Source organism: Lewinella sp. (genome assembly GCF_050633125.1).
Taxonomy (GTDB): Bacteria; Bacteroidota; Bacteroidia; order Chitinophagales; family Saprospiraceae; genus Lewinella.
The window spans coordinates 1-18,742 of record NZ_JBOEFX010000083.1 but is presented as its reverse complement, the minus strand read 5'-3'; the positions used below and the strand labels follow the sequence as shown (position 1 = coordinate 18,742).

Here is an 18,742-nt window from a genome sequence, read left to right as displayed (position 1 = left end):
TTTTGCATTATTCAAAACCTCCAGATGAAGATTATTGACAAACACACTCTAGGTATTGGTTTCCGTTTAGCTTCTTTGCTATTCATCCTGTTTTGCGCCCAACAGCTAAGTGCAAAAATTCAACTCCCTAAGCTTATCAGCAATGGCATGGTGTTGCAACGGCATAGCGAGCTGAATATATGGGGGTGGGCAGATAAAGGAGAAGTCATCGCTATAAATTTTCTAAGCCAGCGCTATGAAACCACTACTGATGCGACAGGACGATGGTCTGTTCCACTTACCAATTTGGAAGCCGGTGGCCCCTACCAGCTTACGGTAAGTAGTACAGAAGAGAAATTGGTTATAGAAAACATTTTGATTGGGGATGTCTGGCTCTGTTCCGGACAATCCAATATGGAGCTGTCTATGCAACGAGTGAGTCCTTTATATGAGGATATTATTGCTAAAGCTAATCATCCCAACATCCGCTACTTTGAAGTACCCAAAACTTATAATTTCAAGCAGGCGAATACTCACTTATCAAGCGGAGAGTGGATAACGATTAACCCGCAAAGCATTCAGCGCATCTCTGCAGTAGCATATTTTTTTGCTACGGAATTGGAGATTACGCAAGAAATACCTATTGGCTTAATTAATGCTAGTCTTGGTGGTTCTCCAGCGGAAGCATGGATCAGCCCCGAAGCACTCAAGGTATTTCGTGAACCTTATGCCGAGGCACTCCGGTTTCGGAACGATAAGATTATCGATAGTATTCAGCTTGCTGACCAGGAAAGAAGCTCAGCGTGGTACACGGCGGCTAATACCACTGATTTAGGTAACAATAGCCCCGGTGCCAATTGGTCAATGCCCATGAAATCCATAGACGGCTGGGATCCTATTCAATTGCCTGGCGACTGGTCCTCCACTCCTATTTCAGGACAAGCCGGGATAATCTGGGTGCGTCGAACATTTGAAGTGCCCGCCACCTGGACAGAAAAGGAGGCCAATCTTGTATTAGGCCGGATTGTAGATGCTGATTCTGTTTTTGTTAATGGAACCTATGTTGGCCACACCACTTATCAATATCCTCCACGTATATACAGCGTACCTGCGGGTGTACTCCATACTGGTAAAAACAGCATCGTTGTTCGCCTTGTTACGAATAATGGTAATGCGGCATTTGTCACCGACAAATCCTATCAAATTACCTGTGGGGAACAGACGATTGACTTGTACGGTCTTTGGCATTATCGCCAAGGCACAGCACTCTCTCCACTAGCTTCACAGACCTTTATTCGTTGGAAGCCAACAGGGTTGTTTAATGCCATGATTGCTCCATTAATACCATATCGTATCAAAGGTGCTATATGGTATCAAGGAGAATCTAATGTGAACAATGCAGAGCAGTACCAAGCACTAATGACTACGCTAATCGGGGATTGGAGAAAGGGTTGGAATCAAGGTGATTTTCCTTTTATCATTGTACAATTGGCTAATTTTCAACGAGAAAGCGAGCACCCCATAGAGAGCCCATGGGCTAAACTTAGGGATGCACAACGTCGACTACTAAACGTCCCCAATACCGCATTAGCAGTAACAAGTGACCTGGGTGAATGGAACGATATCCACCCGCTTAACAAAAAGGATGTTGGCTATCGTTTAGCACTTGCTGCACGCCAATTGGTCTACAAGGAGCAGATTGTAGCCTCAGGGCCTTTGTATGAAAGTTATGAATTAGAGGGCCATAGAATCCGGCTATTCTTCGAGTCAGCGGGAACTGGCTTAATAGCTGAAAAAGGAGGCCCATTGAAGCATTTTGCAATAGCTGGCGAAGATGGTCAGTACGTTTGGGCGGAAGCCCGCATTGAAGGCTCAAGTGTCGTCGTTTGGAGTAATGCGGTAGAACACCCCAAGAGCGTGCGCTATGGCTGGTCAGACAACCCACTGCAAGCCAATCTTTACAACAAAGAAGGGTTGCCGGCATCTACATTTTCTACAGAATAGCTTATCTGGCAGCTCGTTCAATACTCACCTGAATAGCATACTCCAGCCCTCGTAACTCGGCTAATCCTTTCATCCTGCCGATGGCGGAGTAACCAGGATAAGTGGTCTTAGGAAGGTCGTCTAGCATTTTGTGGCCATGATCCGGACGCATAGGGATGCTTCGGCCTTCCGATTGCATCAATTGTACAATTTCCGTCATTAAGCTAAACATATCTGCATCCCCTTCTAAATGATTGGCTTCAAAAAAATTGCCTTCCCCATCATGCTTAGTATTTCGAAGATGTAAAAAATAAACCCTTGCCCCCCAAGACTGGAGCATCGCGAGTAAATCATTGTCTTTACGGGCACCAAAAGACCCTGTACAAAAACAAAGCCCATTTGCTTTGCTGGGCACAGCTGCCATTAAGTCTTTGACATCTTCATTGGTACTCATAATCCTGGGCAGCCCCAAAACCGAATAGGGTGGATCATCTGGATGTATCGCCAGTTGAATACCAAGCTCCTCTGCTACAGGTGTTATTTCATTCAAAAAATGAAACAGGTTGTCCTTTAACTGTTCTCTGCTGATCCCTTTATAAGTATCCAGAAGGGATAGGATTTGCTCAGGCGTAAAAGGGATTTCACTGCCAGGAAGACCAAGCATAGCGTTCTTGAAAACTAGCTGACGCTGTTCCTCATTCATGCCTTTAAAATGAGCTGCTGCGCGCGCTATTTCAGCGAGACTGTAATCTTTTTCTGCACCAGGCCGCTGCAACATATACAGGTCAAAAGACACAAAATCTAAGCGATTAAATCGCAATGCTTCCGATTGATTGGGCAAACGGTAAGCAAGATCGGTACGAACCCAATCAAGTACAGGCATGAAGTTGTAGGTCACTACCTTTACCCCTAACGCAGCCAGGTTACGCAAGCTGGTTTCATAATGTTCAATGTACATCTCAACAGCTCCTGATCGGGTTTTTATTTCCTCATGCACGGGTAAGCTTTCAACTACGGTCCACTGTAAACCAGCATTATTAATTAATTTCAAATGCCGGGCGATCGCTGTTTGATGCCATACTTCCCCAACCGGAATATCATGCAAAGCACTCACTACACCAGTACAACCTGATTGAGCGATATCTCGTAAGGATACTACATCATTGGGACCGAACCATCGCATAGATTGTTCAAGCTGAAAGGTTTTTGCCATTTTTCTTTTTCTTGTATCAGCGTTAAAAACCAATAGAATTACCTCCATCGACTTTTATCACTTCGCCCGTAATAAAGCTGGCTTGATCAGACGCTAAAAAATACACGGCATTCGCCACATCCGAAGTCGATCCAAAATGCCCAATTGGTGTTCTGGACAAGACCTTTTCTTTTCGAGCAGGGTCACTATCCATAGCCTTGGAAGACATAGGTGTTTTGATGAAGCCCGGTGCAACACAATTGACGCGAACCCCCAAGGGTGATAAGTCTACGGCCATAGCGCGGGTCATTCCTTCCACTGCCGATTTAGAAGCCGTATAAGCAATAACCTGAGGAATCCCATAATGAGCACTCATTGAGCTAATGTGAATGATATTTCCTTTGTCTTCCTGCTCAAGCATTACACGGCTTACCTCACGTGACATAACAAACAGTGCTGTTTGATTCGTTTTGACAATCCTATCAAAATCCGCGCTGGTTACCTCCAAAAATGGTTTTTTTTGGTTGATTCCTGCATTGTTAACCAGCACATCAATTTGACCATGCTCATTAATAACTTTTTGTACAAAGTCAGGAACTTGATCTAGCCAATCCATATCGAAGACTAGTGCATGACAAAGTGTACCTAAATCCGAGGCAGCAGCTCGTAATTTCTCTTCATTCCTACCTGTAATAACAGTAGTTATACCTTCGCTGACAAAACGACGAGCTATAGCAAGTCCTATGCCGGAAGAACCACCTGTTACGAGTGCGACTTTTGGTTTTGACATTTATGATTAAGGATTAAGTTATTCCAATTATTATTTGACTTGCTTATTTACCAACGTGGTCTTATCCCCGGAGCGTAGGGGTATACAATTGATTTATAATATTGCAAGTCGTGTTCTGGTTGATCCAATGCTGCCGGTATTTCTTTTTTTGAAAATGATTGAAAATACAGCAAGCAAGCATTTCGCCACCAATGGGCTTCCTTTTCTTGAATTTCAAGGTGCATCACTACTTGTGAAAAGCGTTCTGCATCAATAGCATCTTTCAATCCCATCCATGCTTCCTTCATTGTTGTTACCTCTGCAGCACCTTGATAATAAGTATGACATAGTTCTTCCCAGAGGGTTCTTCCGGTAGCCAGTTTTTCCTCCCAGCCAACATGATGAAACCACAATAGATGGGAGGAAGGGCAATGATCAAGCTTTGCATATTGTTCTTGAAAAGTCACGGGATACTGAGAAAGCGCATCACTTCCAGTACTTGTCCGGTTAAAACCTAATCCAAACTCATCTGCTTTGTGATAGTAAACAGATGTCCAATCTGCCCGGGGCATATCACTTACCCAGGGGCCAGGGCCATAATGGTGATTCCCAGCCATAATGTGATGAAGACCCAGTGGCGTCATGTAACGCACGCAGGTCTCGTAAGACCCTCTTAGGATTTCCGTTATTGATTCTTTCGTCTCAGAAGGCGTTGCAGGAAATGTAAGCGCTGCCCATTCCTTAAAAATAGACGCTGCACTCGTATTAGGATTCCATGCAAAGCGGCCAAATGCAAACCAATCTGCCTGTCCAAATAGGTTTCCTGTCCAGTTTCGTGCAGTTCCTATATTTGCAACTCCTGCCATACCGGTGATTTCACTATCATGGAGCGAACCATCAATAACAGAAGCCACCGTAGAGCCTTTTCCTTTTGCATAAGTATCCGTTTGTAGAACTTCTTCGTACATGGAAGCTAAGCCAACCAAGTGGGTTCCTTGCCCTAAATATTCTTTCGTTATTTGAAACTCCATCATGATGGGTGTCTCTGGCATAGCCCCAAATAGCGGATGGATGGGTTCACGAGGTTGAAAATCGATAGGCCCGTTTTTCACCTGAACAAGTACGTTTTTTCGAAACTTTCCATCTAACGGAACAAATTCGGTATAAGCCTGCTTAGCGCGATCTTCAGGTTCTTCATTGCTATACACAAAAGCCCTCCACATCACAATTCCCCCATGAGGGGCCAGGGCATCTGCCAACATGTTTGCACCATCAGCATGGTTACGACCGTATTCCTGAGGACCAGGCTGCCCTTCTGAATTGGCTTTAACCAGAAAGCCCCCAAAATCAGGAATAAACTGGTATATTTCTGAAGCCTTATCGTTCCACCATTTTTGAACCGCCGGGTCAAGCGGATCAGCCGTTGGCAGGCCTCCCATCTCTATTGGGGCACTAAAGCGAGCAGTAAGGTATAGTTGAATACCATACGCTCTTAAAACACCTGCCAACGCAGCAGCTTTCTCCAGATAGTCACGCCGAAAAATCAAGGCATTCGCATTTACATTCGTAACCACTGTACCATTGATTCCAATGGAGGCATTCGCTCGTGCATAATCAGTATAACGAACATCCAGGTATTCAGGTAGTTGGTGCCAATCCCAAATAGAGAACCCAGCATATCCTCTTTCAACCGTACGATCAAGGTTATCCCAATGATTCAAGACTCGGTGTTGTAGCGCCGGGTTACTTATTGTATTAAGCCCTTCTAAATCTTCTTGTTTTTGGATCTTCCCAAGCAAGTGAAAAGCCCCGTATAAAACTCCTCTCCCACTTTTTGCAGCTAACAACATACAGGCTTTACCATTGCTTACTCCCCACCTAAGGAGATAACCCTCTGAATTCAATTGCTCGATTTCCGATGGCGTAATCATTTCGTCTACCAAGTCCGATTGTCCGACTATACCCAAAATCAGGTTGCTCTGTATTCCTGCTTTGCCCAAGACTTGCACAGGGCCGCCAAACATAGTCCCCAGCCCTTGCGCCAATTCATTGCCGGCAGTAATTAGAACCTGGTCATCGCCGTCAATAATTAATCCTTGAATTTGTTCCGAATAAGCCATCCGCAAAGATTCATTTTGTATCAAATCAAATTGTAGCCATAAACGATAACCATCTTTGGCGATAAGGGAAGTTTGCAATAAGCAAGCCACAGTAATAAAGGCAAGAATCAGCTTCCGGCTCATACGATTTATAGATTTTGACACCCAAATTAGAAGTTTACCAAAGCTATTGGTTAAACAGTGCAACAATAAAATCGTCAGGCTATTTTGGAAAACAACGATGGTCATTTAGCCTAACGCATCTTGCGAAGCTAGTAAATATTTAATTAAACGCAATCGATTGCACTTGTTTTTTATTTTTTACCTATCTTTCCCTACTTACACCGCAAAAGAGGATAACCAAAACAATCAGACAAAGCCGTCGCAAGAGGTTTTTTGCTATCTTCACCATTAACGCCAGTATACAAGCGTTTTCTGATCAACAAAATGAGAAAACGGCCATCAAGATTTACAATGGAAGATAAGAAAAAAGACTTGACCATCTATGATTTGGCTCAAGAGCTCAATGTGTCGCCATCTACGGTTTCCCGAGCGTTAAACAATCATAGTAGCATTGGTAAAAAGACCAAAGAAGCTGTTCAGAAGCTTGCAAAACAACTTGGTTACCGCCCCAATACATTGGCTTCTTCATTGCGCACCAACCGCTCGAATACCATTGGCATCATGGTTTCCTGGATTAACCGCCCTTTTATTTCTTCTTTAATTGCAGGAATTGAAGCTGAAGCCAGGCAAGCAGGCTACCATGTTATTATCTCCCAGTCATGTGACAGTACGGAAAGCGAGATTGAAAACTTGAAAGCACTGTATGACAGTCGGATATCTGCGCTGATTGTCTCTGTAGCCATGCAAACAACTGACTACAAGCATTTTGACCTTTTTTCAGACAATGATATTCCCATCGTTTTTGTAGACCGTATCCCTATGTTAAAGGGGGTTCACAAATTGCAAATCAATAATTTTAAAGCTGGATATGCTGCTACCGAACATCTCATTGAGCAGGGGTGTAAACGAATTGCTCATTTTGGAGGGGCACGTCACCAGTTAATTTATGAGGATCGACGGTTGGGTTATATGGCTGCTTTAAAGAATCATGGCCTAGAGATAGATGAACAAATCATCCTCGAAGCAGAATCGCTCAGTGAGGAAGAAGGTTACCGGCTAACCGCAGACATAATGGGAATAGCCTCCCCTCCTGATGGCATTTTTTGCGCCAATGATACTGCAGCCGTGAGTGCTATCCAGTATGCCAAAAAACATGGTGTCCGAATCCCAGAAGATTTGGCCATCATAGGTTTTAACAATGACCCCGTTTGTGAAATAATTGACCCGGCCCTGTCATCTATTGACCATCCCGCTGTAGAAATGGGAGAGCAAGCAGTACAGCAAGCACTAGCTTTACTTAATGATACCGATAACCAAATTAAACCCAATAGGATTATTCTAGATACCCATTTGGTTGTAAGAGCCTCTTCTAACAGAAAAGTTGAAGCGGCCTCCATTATACAAGCAGAAAAAAAATAAAAGCTTGTTCAGAAGCTTTATTCGATACGAACGCATACTCCTCCTTCTATCTTTTGCAAAAAAATTGGCTTACAGACCGCAAATTAACGGGATGACAGGCAGATCAAAAACAATCGATTGCGTATATTGCGCTGCAAGTCGGTCCAGCTTAACTGAAGTCATTTTTTGTGTAGCACACCCTGGCTTGTAAAATCAACAAAGTGCTTATCACTTAATTTAACCGCTGATCTACTTATGAAAACAATCCAGTATTTTTCAGTACTCCTCCTATCCTTAATAGGCACCTCTTCCCTCGTTTTTTGCCAAAATACCCCAATTGTATTGGAAGCAGAAGATGCTGTTATTGGTTCAGATTTTTCCACACTCCAAGAAGGGATGCGCACTTTTGTGTCTATTAATACAAACGGGACAGCTGACAACCCCGAAAATGAAAACAGGGTTTTGTCCTTTGAAGTAAACTTCCCTGCTGCACAAGATTACGACCTTTACGTACGCTGCCGTGTAGGAAGTGGTGGAGCTAACGATGACAGCTTTTTTTATGGCACCAGTTTTGGTGAACAGCCATTTGTTGGTGACAGCTGGGTTAGTGTCAATAATATTTACAATATAGGCTACAACCAACTGGCTGACTATGTTGATGGGGATGGTCAAGTAGGCACCGGGCTTTGGAAATGGATCAATTTATCTGAATTTACGGGAGATGAGCCGCCTGTTGTATTCACCGTTAATGAAGGTGAGTTAACACAGGTATTTCAAATTGGTGCCCGTGAAGATGGTTTTGAAATTGACAAAATTGCTTTTGCACGAGCTGATTATTTCTTTACGGTCGCTAATCTAAATGAAGCCACAGAAGGATCTCCTGAAATACCTCTCTTACAGCCTATAGCACAGGGTAAGTCCAAGTTTTTAGGTAATATTTACAGTACCTCTCAAGTAGTAGATTTCACCCAATACTGGAATCAAGTCACGCCTGAAAATGCGGGAAAATGGGGTTCAGTAGAAGCTACGCGCGACCAAATGAACTGGACCCAACTTGATGCGGCTTATGCGCTTGCGCAAGATAATGGCTACCTATTCAAACTGCATGTTCTCATCTGGGGTAATCAACAACCCAACTGGATGGAAACACTACAAAGTGCTGAACAACGTGAAGAGATAGAAGAATGGTTTCAGGCCGTTGCTGATCGCTATCCAAACCTGGAGGTTATAGAGGTCGTCAATGAGCCATTACATGATCCACCCACAGCAGGTAGTGGCAATTATATCCAGGCACTCGGTGGCTATGGCAGCACAGGATGGGAGTGGGTAATGGAGTCCTTCCGGCTTGCTCGTCAGTATTTCCCCAATTCCCAATTGATGTTAAATGACTACAACATTATCAATAGCATTAGCAATACGCAAGACTACCTTGAAATTATCCAATTATTGCAAGCGGAAAACCTGATTGACCAGATCGGAGTTCAAGCCCATGCCTTCACTACCGGTGGTTCTATCACAACCATGACGAATAACATTGAAACACTGGGAACAACAACCGGGCTTCCTGTTTACATTACAGAATTAGACATTGATGGAGAAACCGACCAAATTCAGCTAGACGACTACATGGAGATTTTTCCTGCTTTTTGGGAACACTTAAACGTACACGGTATTACGCTGTGGGGCTGGCGCCCGGGGCTCTGGCGCAATGACGAAAAGGCTTACCTTATCGACACGGATGGATCGGAAAGACCTGCACTTATATGGCTTCGCAATTATGTCATGAGTACAGTTTTAGGTGTTGACAACATTGCTACTTCTAACCATATTACAATTTCGCCAAACCCTATTCAAACTGGAGGAACATTGAATATCAGCGGTTTAGAACAAGCCGAATCATTTACGCTGTTTGATATTAACGGTCGCTCTTTAAGCAGTGGATCAATCACAGGTACAAGCTTATCTATCAGCAGTGAACTGAGCAGTGGTTACTACTTCCTTGCATTGTTTGATGGCAAGCATACTTACGTCAAGAAGCTGGTTGTAAACTAACTGAGTCAGGCTGGATTTTGGCATTAGCCAAAATTCGGGATGACTTATGTTAGTTCCCCAAATTAAGACTTGGAGGAGGGCCAAGGTAACTGGGCATTAATCCTCCCATGTCGATGACAAATTTCTGGAAAACGACCCCAGGGTCGATCATCCATATTTTCAAGGTATGTGTACCTGCTTTGATCGGTGTATGCGAAGAGGATTTAACCTTAATGTGGTCGGTCACTGAATTATTCCACCATTCCGGATATTCCCAATCAGGTTGGGTTTCTCCTTCATGCATGTTGATAATTTGAGGTGCTTCCTCATCAATTGCCATAGCGTAGAGCAAGCCTTCGTTCTTTTGATAATTCAGGGAAGGGGAAAGGTAGGTTTTCACGCCGATGCCTCCCTCATTAAAAACGGTAAACTCATACGATAAAGAAGGTGCCCCAAATTTAGGGTGTTGCCGCTCTGCATTTGCTGGCAAAACGGTAATAGATGAACTGGTTCGGCCTAAGTTTGGAACAATGGTCCAACTCAAGTCTTCGGTATCATTTTTATGGGTAAAATCAGCGGCCTCCATAACTACAATGCCATTGTTTTCCACAAAGCCAGCAGGACTAGACAAGTCGTTACGAATAGGTACTTCAACTACGTGCGATCGGCCTTCTCCGGAAAGGATAAGCTCTCCCATTGATTGCCCCTTAGGTGCTAGTTTCCAATCGATGCTTACAAAGACCTTTTCGTCAAACTGAATAGTAGCTCCTTTTGAGGATAGATTAATCCAGTCTTCTTTTGCGGTCACCGTATAAGTAAGCGGTTTAGTTCCTTTGTTAAAAATTTCGATATAATAATCTTGATCATTGATGGGATCAAAAGGAGCCAGCGTAGAGCGGTGGCGACTACTGCTCTCTCTTTTGAAACCGCTCCAATTTGGGTTAGTTCCTTGTTCTAAAAGAAAACCAAGTTCGGCAGAAGAATTGGGCTGTATGTAGGACACAGCAGGCATTTTGTTTACAGGGGGATTGTTCCAATTGGTATATCCAATATGCGTTTGCGACATCATGTGGTTCCATTTCCCATTTTCTAATTCTTCATGGTAATAACGGGTAAGCGCTGCATCCTTAAAAAACAATTCCTTCACCTGATCGGCATAATAATTGGTAGAAGCTCTCCCCTCTTTAGCGTACTGCATATTCTTGCCCGCAGCCACGTACATCTCATTGAGGTTGCTACACATTTCAACAGGAGAAAGGACCAATTGATAAAAAGCAGAACGGTGGCTTTCTGGCAGCTGTTTGTAAATTTCTCGGCTTTTATCTACCAATTGCTGGTATGCTGTTACGATTTCATCTGCCTCTCGATAATGAGCCAGGCTGTACGTTTCTGGCGTCAACATTTCGGGGGTACGACGGGCATTGAACTTGGTATACAATGACAATATTTCTGCAATCTCTTCCGCATGCTCTGCACCAAATTGCTGCTGAGCCCACTGCTGGTAATAAGCTGGCAAGTCATCCGCTTTGATTGCATCTACATCCCATGCATAATCCAAAAAAAAGCTAATCGGCAGTTCCATCGGTTTTAAATCGCCCACATTTACCAGCCACAAATCCTTTACGCCCCAGCTATAAGTCAGGTTCATTTGCTCCCAGACTCTTTCAATCTGGGTGACATTAAGCCAGCGATAAGATACGGGCCCGCCGACAAAATCAAAGTGGTAATACATGCCGAAGCCTCCTTTATACGATTGGTCTTCTTTCTTAGGGAGAATTCTAACATTTCCCCAGTTGTCATCACAGAAAAGCAGCATAATATCGTCCTCTACCCGCATTCCTTTATCGTAATAATCCTGTACCTCTTTGTACAAAGCCCAGACCTGAGGTGTTTTTTCGGTAGGTTTCCCTGTGACATCTGCGATGATTTCCCGTTGGTCACCAATAATTTCTTCCAGTAGAGAGACTACCGTCTCTTCGGTCATTGCTTCATCCCCATCTCCTCGCATACCAAGTGTGACTACACCTTCGTAGCGTCCCATTCGTTCAATGCCTCCTCTCCAAAAGGCCCGGAGTTTTTCTTTATTTGTTTCATAATTCCAAGCACCTCCTTCAAAACGACTCCACTCATCATGGGCACGCATCATTGGTTCGTGATGAGAGGTTGAAATAACAATCCCATATTCATCAGCCAGTCTTAGGTTTTCCGGATCATCATCGGCAAATGCACTAGGGGTCCACATTGCTGGCCACAAATAATTACCTCTATTTCTTAAGATCAGTTCGAATATTCGTTCATAGAACTGGTGGTTAAAACCTCCAAATGTTTCTATTGCCCAATTCCTTAGTGCAGGTGCCTCGTCATTGAGAAAAACCCCACGGTATTTAACGGATGGAGACTTGGAAACGAGCAGCTCTTTTTCTAGCAAGATTTCCTTGCTTTTCTGCACCGGTGTGTCTGCCCACCAATACCAGGGAGAAACCCCAATTTCTTTCGACAAGCTAAATACCCCGTAGGCAGTGCCGCGCCGATCACTTCCTGCAATTACAAGCGCTTTATCAACTCCGGGTAGCGGATTTTCAATGGTTGTAATAACATATCGTTCCCAATCTCCCTCAATTTGTAGAAGTTCCGTATGCGTTGAAGCCAATTGGTCAATAAGCTGACTTTGGCCAATCGTCCCAATAATAACAACATTACCTTTCAAGGCTTTCAACGCTGTATGAATGGCAGCTTTCTGATCCGTTACCAATGCTATGTCTTGGGCAAAAAGATGAGCCGCTCTCCCTACTAACTTTGCATCTGAAGCATCATAATAAATGGATGCGACTTCATTACCTTCCACCAATTCAAATGTAGTGTTTGCTACACCTGAAAGGTGGCTACCATCAGCTTCTGCAAATAAGAAGGATGGAAGTACTAAAAAAAGCAATAGCATATACATTGGTTGTCAGGTTTTAGGGCATATCAGGGTAAGGATCTATAAGTTCAATAGAACCATCTTCGAGGTGAGTCATCTCTGTTACTTTTACCGACCTCAGGTGAGTTACTCCCTCTGACAGGCTGGAATCATGGTAGAATAAGTACCATTTGCCACCAAAAGCGCAGATGGAATGATGTGACGTCCAGCCTACTACCGGGCTAAGAATTCGTCCACCATAAGTGAATGGCCCATAAGGATCATCCCCGATGGCATAACACAAAAAATGGGTATCGCCAGTGGAATACGAAAAGTAGTACTTGCCTTGGTACTTATGCACCCAGGAAGCTTCAAAAAAGCGCCGATCGTTATCGCCAGCGAGCAACGGGTCTCCATTTTCATCGAGGATAAGTATCTCGCGTGGTTTTTCCGCAAACTGGAGCAAATCATCTGTTAGTCGAGCAACAATGGGGCCCAGTGCTGGCGCTGTTGCCAATGGTTCTTCGTTTGCAGCATCGTATTGATGATTACGGTATTTTTGAAGTTGCCCACCCCATATTCCACCAAAGTACATGTAGTAGATGCCATCATCATCTTTAAAGACAGCGGGGTCAATTGAATAACTGCCCTCTATTGCACTAGCTTCTGCCTCAAAAGGCCCTTCCGGGCGATCACCTACCGCAACACCAATTTGAAAAATGCCATCCGGGCGTTTGGCAGGAAAGAAGAGGTAATATTTACCATCTTTCTCTGCTGCATCTGGTGCCCACATTTGGCGTTCTGCCCAGGGAACATCTTTAACGTGTAAAGCGGGGCCATGATCTGTTGCCTTCCCATCGGGGCTGTCCATAGAGAGTACATGGTAATCCTCCATCGCAAAATGATCACCAAGATCATTAAAGGGAATACCTGCCTCTATATCGTGTGAAGGGTAAATATAAATACGACCGTCGAAAACGTGCGCCGAAGGGTCGGCCGTATAAATATGGCTGACAAGCGGCTGTGAAATAGCTTTTTTGTTGAGCACATCAAAGTTGATATGGTCTATATTCTCTTCTGGCATGGAAACAATATTTTTTTTTGATTATCCGCGTCGACTAAGTAAGTCTTGTTCGATTTGGACTTCCATCGATTTATTTATTTTGTAGAAAAACAGCAGTGATGCTCCAATAATAAAAAAGACTGAAGGATAAATACTGACCAATAATCTGGTTCCCTCAATCGCCGACACTGGCTGAACAACAGCCTCTGCTACGCCACTGGTAGAGATATAATTATAAGCCCCCAGAATCCAAGCCACTAGTGCTCCGCCAATAGACAAACCCGCTTTAAGACCAACCATCATCGCAGAGAAAATGATGGCAGTCGCTCTTCTATTATTCTTCCATTCGGAGTAGTCTGCTACATCGGCAATCATCGCCCATAGTAAAGGGATTGTAATGCCATAAAAGAAACCATGCAGGATTTGTGAACCAAACATCAAGCCCACCGATTCTGGAGGGAAGAAATAAAACGCCAAAATAAACAAGGTAGAGATAACGAGTGCTACCCCAAAAACATCGCGCTTGCCATATTTATCGGCCAACCGCTTAGAAAGCCCAATTCCTACAATCATAAAAATGATTCCTCCGGCATTAAAAACACCAAGCCCCATCGACGTAGCATTCTCAAAGCCCAAGCCCAGCACATTCAATACACCTTCCAGGGGTTTCAGAAAAACGAGCAGACTATCCTTGCTCACGTAATTTTCGAAGTAATAGACATAAGAGCCGCCTTTCAATGCCAAGGTGATAAAGACAAGAGTGGTAAGCACGAGCATAATAATCCAAGGACGGTTCTTCTTAAGGTCCGCGATGTCTTGCTTTAGTGTCGAGTTTTGCTCTGGCGTTGGTATTACTCGCTCCTTGGTCGTAAAAAAGGTAATCAGCAACATAACAATACCAATAATCGCTAATATCGTCATCAACTTTTCAATACCAGCAGCTTTGTCTCCGTCACCTACCTTGAGGATAAGGTCATACATAAATACTTGTACAAAAAACTGCGCTGCCATTACGGCTACAAAACGGTAGGCCGACATACTATTACGCTCCGACATGCTACCTGTTATGACACCACTTAATGCGGAGTATGGCAGGTTGTTAGCGGCATAAAGCAACAGCAATAGTGCGTAGGTTACAATGGAATAAATGACTTTGCCTTTGTAACTGAAATCAGGAGTACTAAATGCAAAAAGCGCAGCTAAGCCCAAAGGAATGGCCGTCCAAAGTATCCAGGGGCGAAACTTTCCCCAGCGGGTGTTCGTCCGATCTGCTAGTACCCCTATAATAGGGTTAAAACCAAAAGCAGCTACCAAGCCAACGACCAGCATAATATACGAAGAGTCTTCAGGGCTTAGCCCGTAGATATCCGTATAAAAATAGGCCAAATAAGTCATTAAGGTCTGGAAGACCAAATTCGCAGCCAGGTCGCCAAGCGAATAGCCAATCTTCTCGCCTACCGAGAGTTTATGGGAAACAGTACTCATTTTTTCGTTTGTTTTAGTGTTCAATACTCTCCTTGAGTGCCATTACCCGATGGTAAGCCTCCTTTTTTTGATAATTTTCATCAAAAAGCAGCGGATAATTTGTGCGTCCATTAATGGGCCAATTATTAAGCCACGAATGACCATCATGCACCCCCCAAAAGGTTACCCGACTTATTTTATCACTGTGTTTAAGAAACAGTTTGAAAACGCCTTCGTACCGGTCTGCCAACTGGGTCTGCACAGCGTCTGGTAGTATTTGAGGATAGGGGTTCATGAACTCACTATTTTCAAAATCCTGGTTCACATTTGCACCATCCAAATCCCAAGGGTTGGGTAGCACTCCAATGTCCAATTCTGTAAACATGACCTTTACGCCCAGTGCGTGATAGGCTAAAATACTCGCTTCAATTTCTTCAAGGGGTGGCCCGGATAAATTCCAATGCGCCTGAATCCCCACACCGTCAATCTTTGCTCCAGCTGCTTGAATATCTTTCACCAATTGCACACAACCGGCTCTTTTTTCAGGTTGGCACAGGTTATAATCATTATAATAAAGCTCTGTGTCAGGATCTACCGCAGCTGCTAACTTGAAGGCCGTTGGTAAATAGTCTTTCCCTAAAAGGTTTAGGAAAATCGTCTCTCTAAGCGTGCCATCTTCATTGAGTGCTTCATTGACAACATCCCAACCTGCTACCTTTCCCTTATAGCGTCCAACAATCGTATTGATATGCTTGGCAAGGAGTTCCGCCAACTCGGTACTATCACTGATCTCGTTTACCCAAGGGGCCAGCTGGCTATGCCACACCAAGGTATGCGCAATGAGTTCTTTGTCTTGTGCTTGAGCTAATTCAAGCAATTTATCAGGCAGTTCAAAGTCATACTCCTCTGGCCTGGGGTGAATATGCATCCATTTCATCACGTTTTCCGGCGTAAGACTATTAAATTCGGTAGCAATCAATGCAGCAGCCTTGGCATCTTCTCCCATGATTTGCGGAGCGCTTATGGCAGTCCCTATCGTAAAATCTGCTGCAAATGCTTCCCTTAAGCTATTCAGGTCCTCTTCTTCTACAGCTTGTGTATTTGAGGTTCCGCATGACACAAAAAACGTAGTCAATAAAAACCAATAGGTAAATAAGTAGATTAACTTCTGCATCGGTGCTCTTTTTTGAAACCTGTCATCAAGAATTCTGTGACAAGTATTTTAAGTAGAGTTTTTTAGAAAATTAGTTCGCCAAATCTCCCAACAAGCTCCCCTTTTTTATTTACAAACCTAAGTATAGGAATAATTTCATTAAAATCACACAATCGATTGCGTATATTGTAGAAAATACCATATAGACTTACTTACGATAATGAATAATCGGTTGTTTAGCCTCCTATTAATCATTGCTCATTTCTTTCATAAATAATTTGGAGAACAATTGGGTATTTACGATCTTTGCGCACCGCGGAAGGATGCGGTTCGGCCGGAGTGATGAAATTGGTAGACATGCACGTTTCAGAGGCGTGTGCCTTCGGGCGTGCGGGTTCAAGTCCCGCCTCCGGCACTCACTTGTAAAGAAAAGGGTTTATGGACTTTTAGTAGTTCATAAACCCTTTTTTATTGTTTAGTATCAGCAAGAAGATAAAAGTATCAACCTGTACTTTTTAATCCCCCGGCTATTCCATTTGTTAGTAATAATAATTTCTTCAACAAGGGCTCCGCTATTTCCGGTGTCGTTTCCCTTGCTACACGCCATGCTTTGAGGTATTGCAGTTGCAACTGGTGTAAATTTTCTAGCACTCTGCCTCTTCGTTTGGTGTTTTGCAATTGACTCATTCGCCGATCAGTAGCCGGCTGGCCGAATAATTCCGTGATCTGACGGAGTCCTGACTCACGATCTTGGAGTAGCAGGGCCATCAATTCATTTCGAATATCTTTTTCATCTACCAGCTCGGCAAACGCTTCCATGATCACCGGATCTGAATTGAGCAAGCTGGTCTCTACTTCAATCAGGGTATAATACAGTAAAGGCCAATCAGTGGAGGCATCGTGAAGGGTTTCCCAGCATTCTGGTGCTTGTTTTTCCAACTGCCTCAGCGCCGTGCCGACCCCGTACCAACCTGTCAAATTAAATCGGGCTTGGTTCCAACTAAACACCCAGGGGATAGCACGTAGATCAGCAAGACTGTGGGTGCCGGTTCTGCGAGCCGGGCGGGAACCGATCTTACTTTGTTCCAATACATCAATCGGGGTCGCTTGGGTATAAAAAGGAATGAAACCAGGGTGATCAATAAGCGAGGGATACGTTTGCTGAGCCAGTTGAGTAAGTTGTTCCATTGCCTCCAAGAGTGGGCTGGCAAGCGCAGGCGGATCTTGAAGTTGCATCACTTGGCGGGCAGTACCAGCCAGCAGCATCTCCAGGTTGTAAGTCGCATTTTTCAAATTGGCAAACTGCTGAGCAATCGTCTCTCCCTGTACCGTAATCTTGATCGCCCCGCTCACTGATCCGGCGGGCATACTGTCCAAAAAACGGTGATACTTGCCTCCGCCGCGGCTGATAGTACCTCCCCTTCCATGGAAAAAACACAAGGCTGTATTATGTCGGGCCGCAGCCTTACTCAATTGTTCTTCGGCTTTGAATATATTCCAACGGCTTGCTAAGATACCACCGTCCTTGTTACTATCGCTGTAGCCCAGCATCACCTCCTGGAAGTTATTATGCCGACGATTGATGGTCACCGGATGGCTTAGAAAATCCCCCAGTATACGATCTCCGGCTTGCAGGTCATCAATGGTCTCCAAAAGTGGCACCACAGGGATGGGGTGATTGAGCAAGCCCACTTCTCTAAGGAAAAGATAAACGACTAGCAAGTCGGTTACATCTCTGGTCATACTGACAATAATAGAACCGATCCCGTCAGTACCATAACGCAGCACATGCCGGCGTAACACATGATAATAAGCCAATACTTTATCTGCTTCCGGGCCGCAACTATCCCCTAATACCAGAAATGGCCGCTTACTTTGCAGTTCTTTATTAATAAACTGGAAGCGTTTGTCCATATCCCAGTTTGCGAAATCAAAATCTTTGAAGCCAGCAGCTTGAAGTATCTGGCTAATCGCCTTTTCGTGATAGGCACTATTTTGGCGGATGTCCAGTTTCACAAGGTGAAAACCAAAACATCGGACTTGCCGTTCCACATCGAAGAGCAGATCCTGAGCAATGCGTTGCGCACCAATCTCCTGAATCGACTGACGCAGCAACTTCAGATCCGCCTGAAGTGCTGTCGCGTTGGGGTAATAACATTCCAGGTCTGTAGTGATATTAGCTTGGGTGTTATTTAGTCGCGCGACCATCAAATTTACATATTGCCGGTAAGGGCTCTGCGGATTTCTTGCCAATGCTTTGGCTCCTCTATCACCAAGTACTGTAGCGATCCGTTGAATAGCTTCCTTTAAGGCTGGGGGTGTTGCTTGATGTACATCAGACATACTCAAATTGGCAGCCAGCTTGAGCAACTCTTGATGCAATAAATGAAGCGCTACCTCCCTATGTTTCCTCAAGGTACTTTCCGTGAATTCAGCCGTTACATAAGGGTGACCATCTCGGTCTCCTCCTACCCAACTACCAAATTCCAGGATCGGAAATTGTTCGGGCTCGCTGAGTCGAACAGCTGCAAATCCCATCGCCTTCCAACTTCCGCGTAGCCGGCGGTCACTTTCTCGGAGGGCCTGCGG

At 44.2% G+C, this 18,742-nt stretch carries 11 protein-coding genes and 1 tRNA gene; 4 read left to right on the top strand and 8 right to left on the bottom strand.

What is annotated here, in order from left to right; genetic code table 11:
- The first annotated feature begins 24 nt into the window (after positions 1-24).
- Positions 25-1,983 (top strand): sialate O-acetylesterase, encoded by a 1,959-nt coding sequence (locus ACRBG0_RS18370; protein ID WP_431488325.1) that lies wholly within the window; start codon positions 25-27, stop codon positions 1,981-1,983.
- A gap of 1 nt (position 1,984) precedes the next feature.
- Here ACRBG0_RS18370 and uxuA read toward each other — a convergent pair whose 3' ends face one another.
- From uxuA to ACRBG0_RS18355, 3 genes are read right to left on the bottom strand one after another with little or no spacing between them, the layout of a single operon-like run.
- Complete coding sequence (gene uxuA, locus ACRBG0_RS18365; RefSeq protein WP_431488324.1) at positions 1,985-3,175, bottom strand: mannonate dehydratase; 1,191 nt, start codon at positions 3,173-3,175, stop codon at positions 1,985-1,987.
- 22 nt (positions 3,176-3,197) lie between these two features.
- Positions 3,198-3,944, bottom strand: coding sequence for an SDR family NAD(P)-dependent oxidoreductase (locus ACRBG0_RS18360; RefSeq protein WP_431488323.1), 747 nt, complete (start codon positions 3,942-3,944; stop codon positions 3,198-3,200).
- 47 nt (positions 3,945-3,991) lie between these two features.
- Positions 3,992-6,166: an alpha-glucuronidase family glycosyl hydrolase gene (locus tag ACRBG0_RS18355; protein ID WP_431488322.1), complete on the bottom strand. Its 2,175-nt coding sequence runs from the start codon at positions 6,164-6,166 to the stop codon at positions 3,992-3,994.
- A gap of 330 nt (positions 6,167-6,496) precedes the next feature.
- On the opposite strand from ACRBG0_RS18355, the gene ACRBG0_RS18350 reads away from it, so the two are divergent.
- Both ACRBG0_RS18350 and ACRBG0_RS18345 read left to right on the top strand, forming a co-directional pair.
- Positions 6,497-7,564: a LacI family DNA-binding transcriptional regulator gene (locus ACRBG0_RS18350; protein ID WP_431488321.1), complete on the top strand. Its 1,068-nt coding sequence runs from the start codon at positions 6,497-6,499 to the stop codon at positions 7,562-7,564.
- Positions 7,565-7,798: 234 nt separating this feature from the next.
- Positions 7,799-9,595, top strand: coding sequence for an endo-1,4-beta-xylanase (locus ACRBG0_RS18345; protein WP_431488320.1), 1,797 nt, complete (start codon positions 7,799-7,801; stop codon positions 9,593-9,595).
- Between the two features lie 49 nt (positions 9,596-9,644).
- On the opposite strand, the gene ACRBG0_RS18340 is transcribed toward ACRBG0_RS18345, so the two are convergent.
- Genes ACRBG0_RS18340 through ACRBG0_RS18325 form a run of 4 tightly spaced genes read right to left on the bottom strand, consistent with a single transcriptional unit; the run spans position 9,645 to position 16,174 of the window.
- Positions 9,645-12,518, bottom strand: a complete 2,874-nt coding sequence (locus tag ACRBG0_RS18340) for a glycosyl hydrolase 115 family protein (RefSeq protein ID WP_431488319.1) — start codon at positions 12,516-12,518, stop codon at positions 9,645-9,647.
- Between the two features lie 13 nt (positions 12,519-12,531).
- On the bottom strand, positions 12,532-13,557 hold the full coding sequence (locus tag ACRBG0_RS18335; protein WP_431488318.1) for a glycoside hydrolase family 43 protein: 1,026 nt from the start codon (positions 13,555-13,557) through the stop codon (positions 12,532-12,534).
- 21 nt (positions 13,558-13,578) lie between these two features.
- The gene (locus ACRBG0_RS18330; protein ID WP_431488317.1) at positions 13,579-15,021 is read right to left on the bottom strand and encodes an MFS transporter; all 1,443 of its coding nucleotides are present in this window, start codon (positions 15,019-15,021) and stop codon (positions 13,579-13,581) included.
- A gap of 13 nt (positions 15,022-15,034) precedes the next feature.
- The gene (locus tag ACRBG0_RS18325; protein WP_431488316.1) at positions 15,035-16,174 is read right to left on the bottom strand and encodes an endo-1,4-beta-xylanase; all 1,140 of its coding nucleotides are present in this window, start codon (positions 16,172-16,174) and stop codon (positions 15,035-15,037) included.
- A gap of 312 nt (positions 16,175-16,486) precedes the next feature.
- Between ACRBG0_RS18325 and ACRBG0_RS18320 the strand changes: the two genes are divergently transcribed.
- A tRNA-Leu gene (locus tag ACRBG0_RS18320) sits at positions 16,487-16,568 on the top strand.
- A gap of 86 nt (positions 16,569-16,654) precedes the next feature.
- Here the strand turns inward: ACRBG0_RS18320 and ACRBG0_RS18315 are convergent.
- Positions 16,655-18,742: phosphoenolpyruvate carboxylase (locus ACRBG0_RS18315; RefSeq protein ID WP_431488315.1), on the bottom strand; the 2,088-nt coding region annotated here is incomplete at its 5' end.

Coding starts and splice junctions, on each gene's coding strand:
- ACRBG0_RS18370 (WP_431488325.1), top strand. CDS start 25: ATGAAGATTATTGACAAACACACTCTAGGTATTGGTTTCCGTTTAGCT.
- ACRBG0_RS18350 (WP_431488321.1), top strand. CDS start 6,497: ATGGAAGATAAGAAAAAAGACTTGACCATCTATGATTTGGCTCAAGAG.
- ACRBG0_RS18360 (WP_431488323.1), bottom strand. CDS start 3,944: ATGTCAAAACCAAAAGTCGCACTCGTAACAGGTGGTTCTTCCGGCATA.
- ACRBG0_RS18340 (WP_431488319.1), bottom strand. CDS start 12,518: ATGTATATGCTATTGCTTTTTTTAGTACTTCCATCCTTCTTATTTGCA.
- ACRBG0_RS18355 (WP_431488322.1), bottom strand. CDS start 6,166: ATGAGCCGGAAGCTGATTCTTGCCTTTATTACTGTGGCTTGCTTATTG.
- ACRBG0_RS18330 (WP_431488317.1), bottom strand. CDS start 15,021: ATGAGTACTGTTTCCCATAAACTCTCGGTAGGCGAGAAGATTGGCTAT.
- ACRBG0_RS18335 (WP_431488318.1), bottom strand. CDS start 13,557: ATGCCAGAAGAGAATATAGACCATATCAACTTTGATGTGCTCAACAAA.
- ACRBG0_RS18345 (WP_431488320.1), top strand. CDS start 7,799: ATGAAAACAATCCAGTATTTTTCAGTACTCCTCCTATCCTTAATAGGC.
- ACRBG0_RS18325 (WP_431488316.1), bottom strand. CDS start 16,174: ATGCAGAAGTTAATCTACTTATTTACCTATTGGTTTTTATTGACTACG.
- uxuA (WP_431488324.1), bottom strand. CDS start 3,175: ATGGCAAAAACCTTTCAGCTTGAACAATCTATGCGATGGTTCGGTCCC.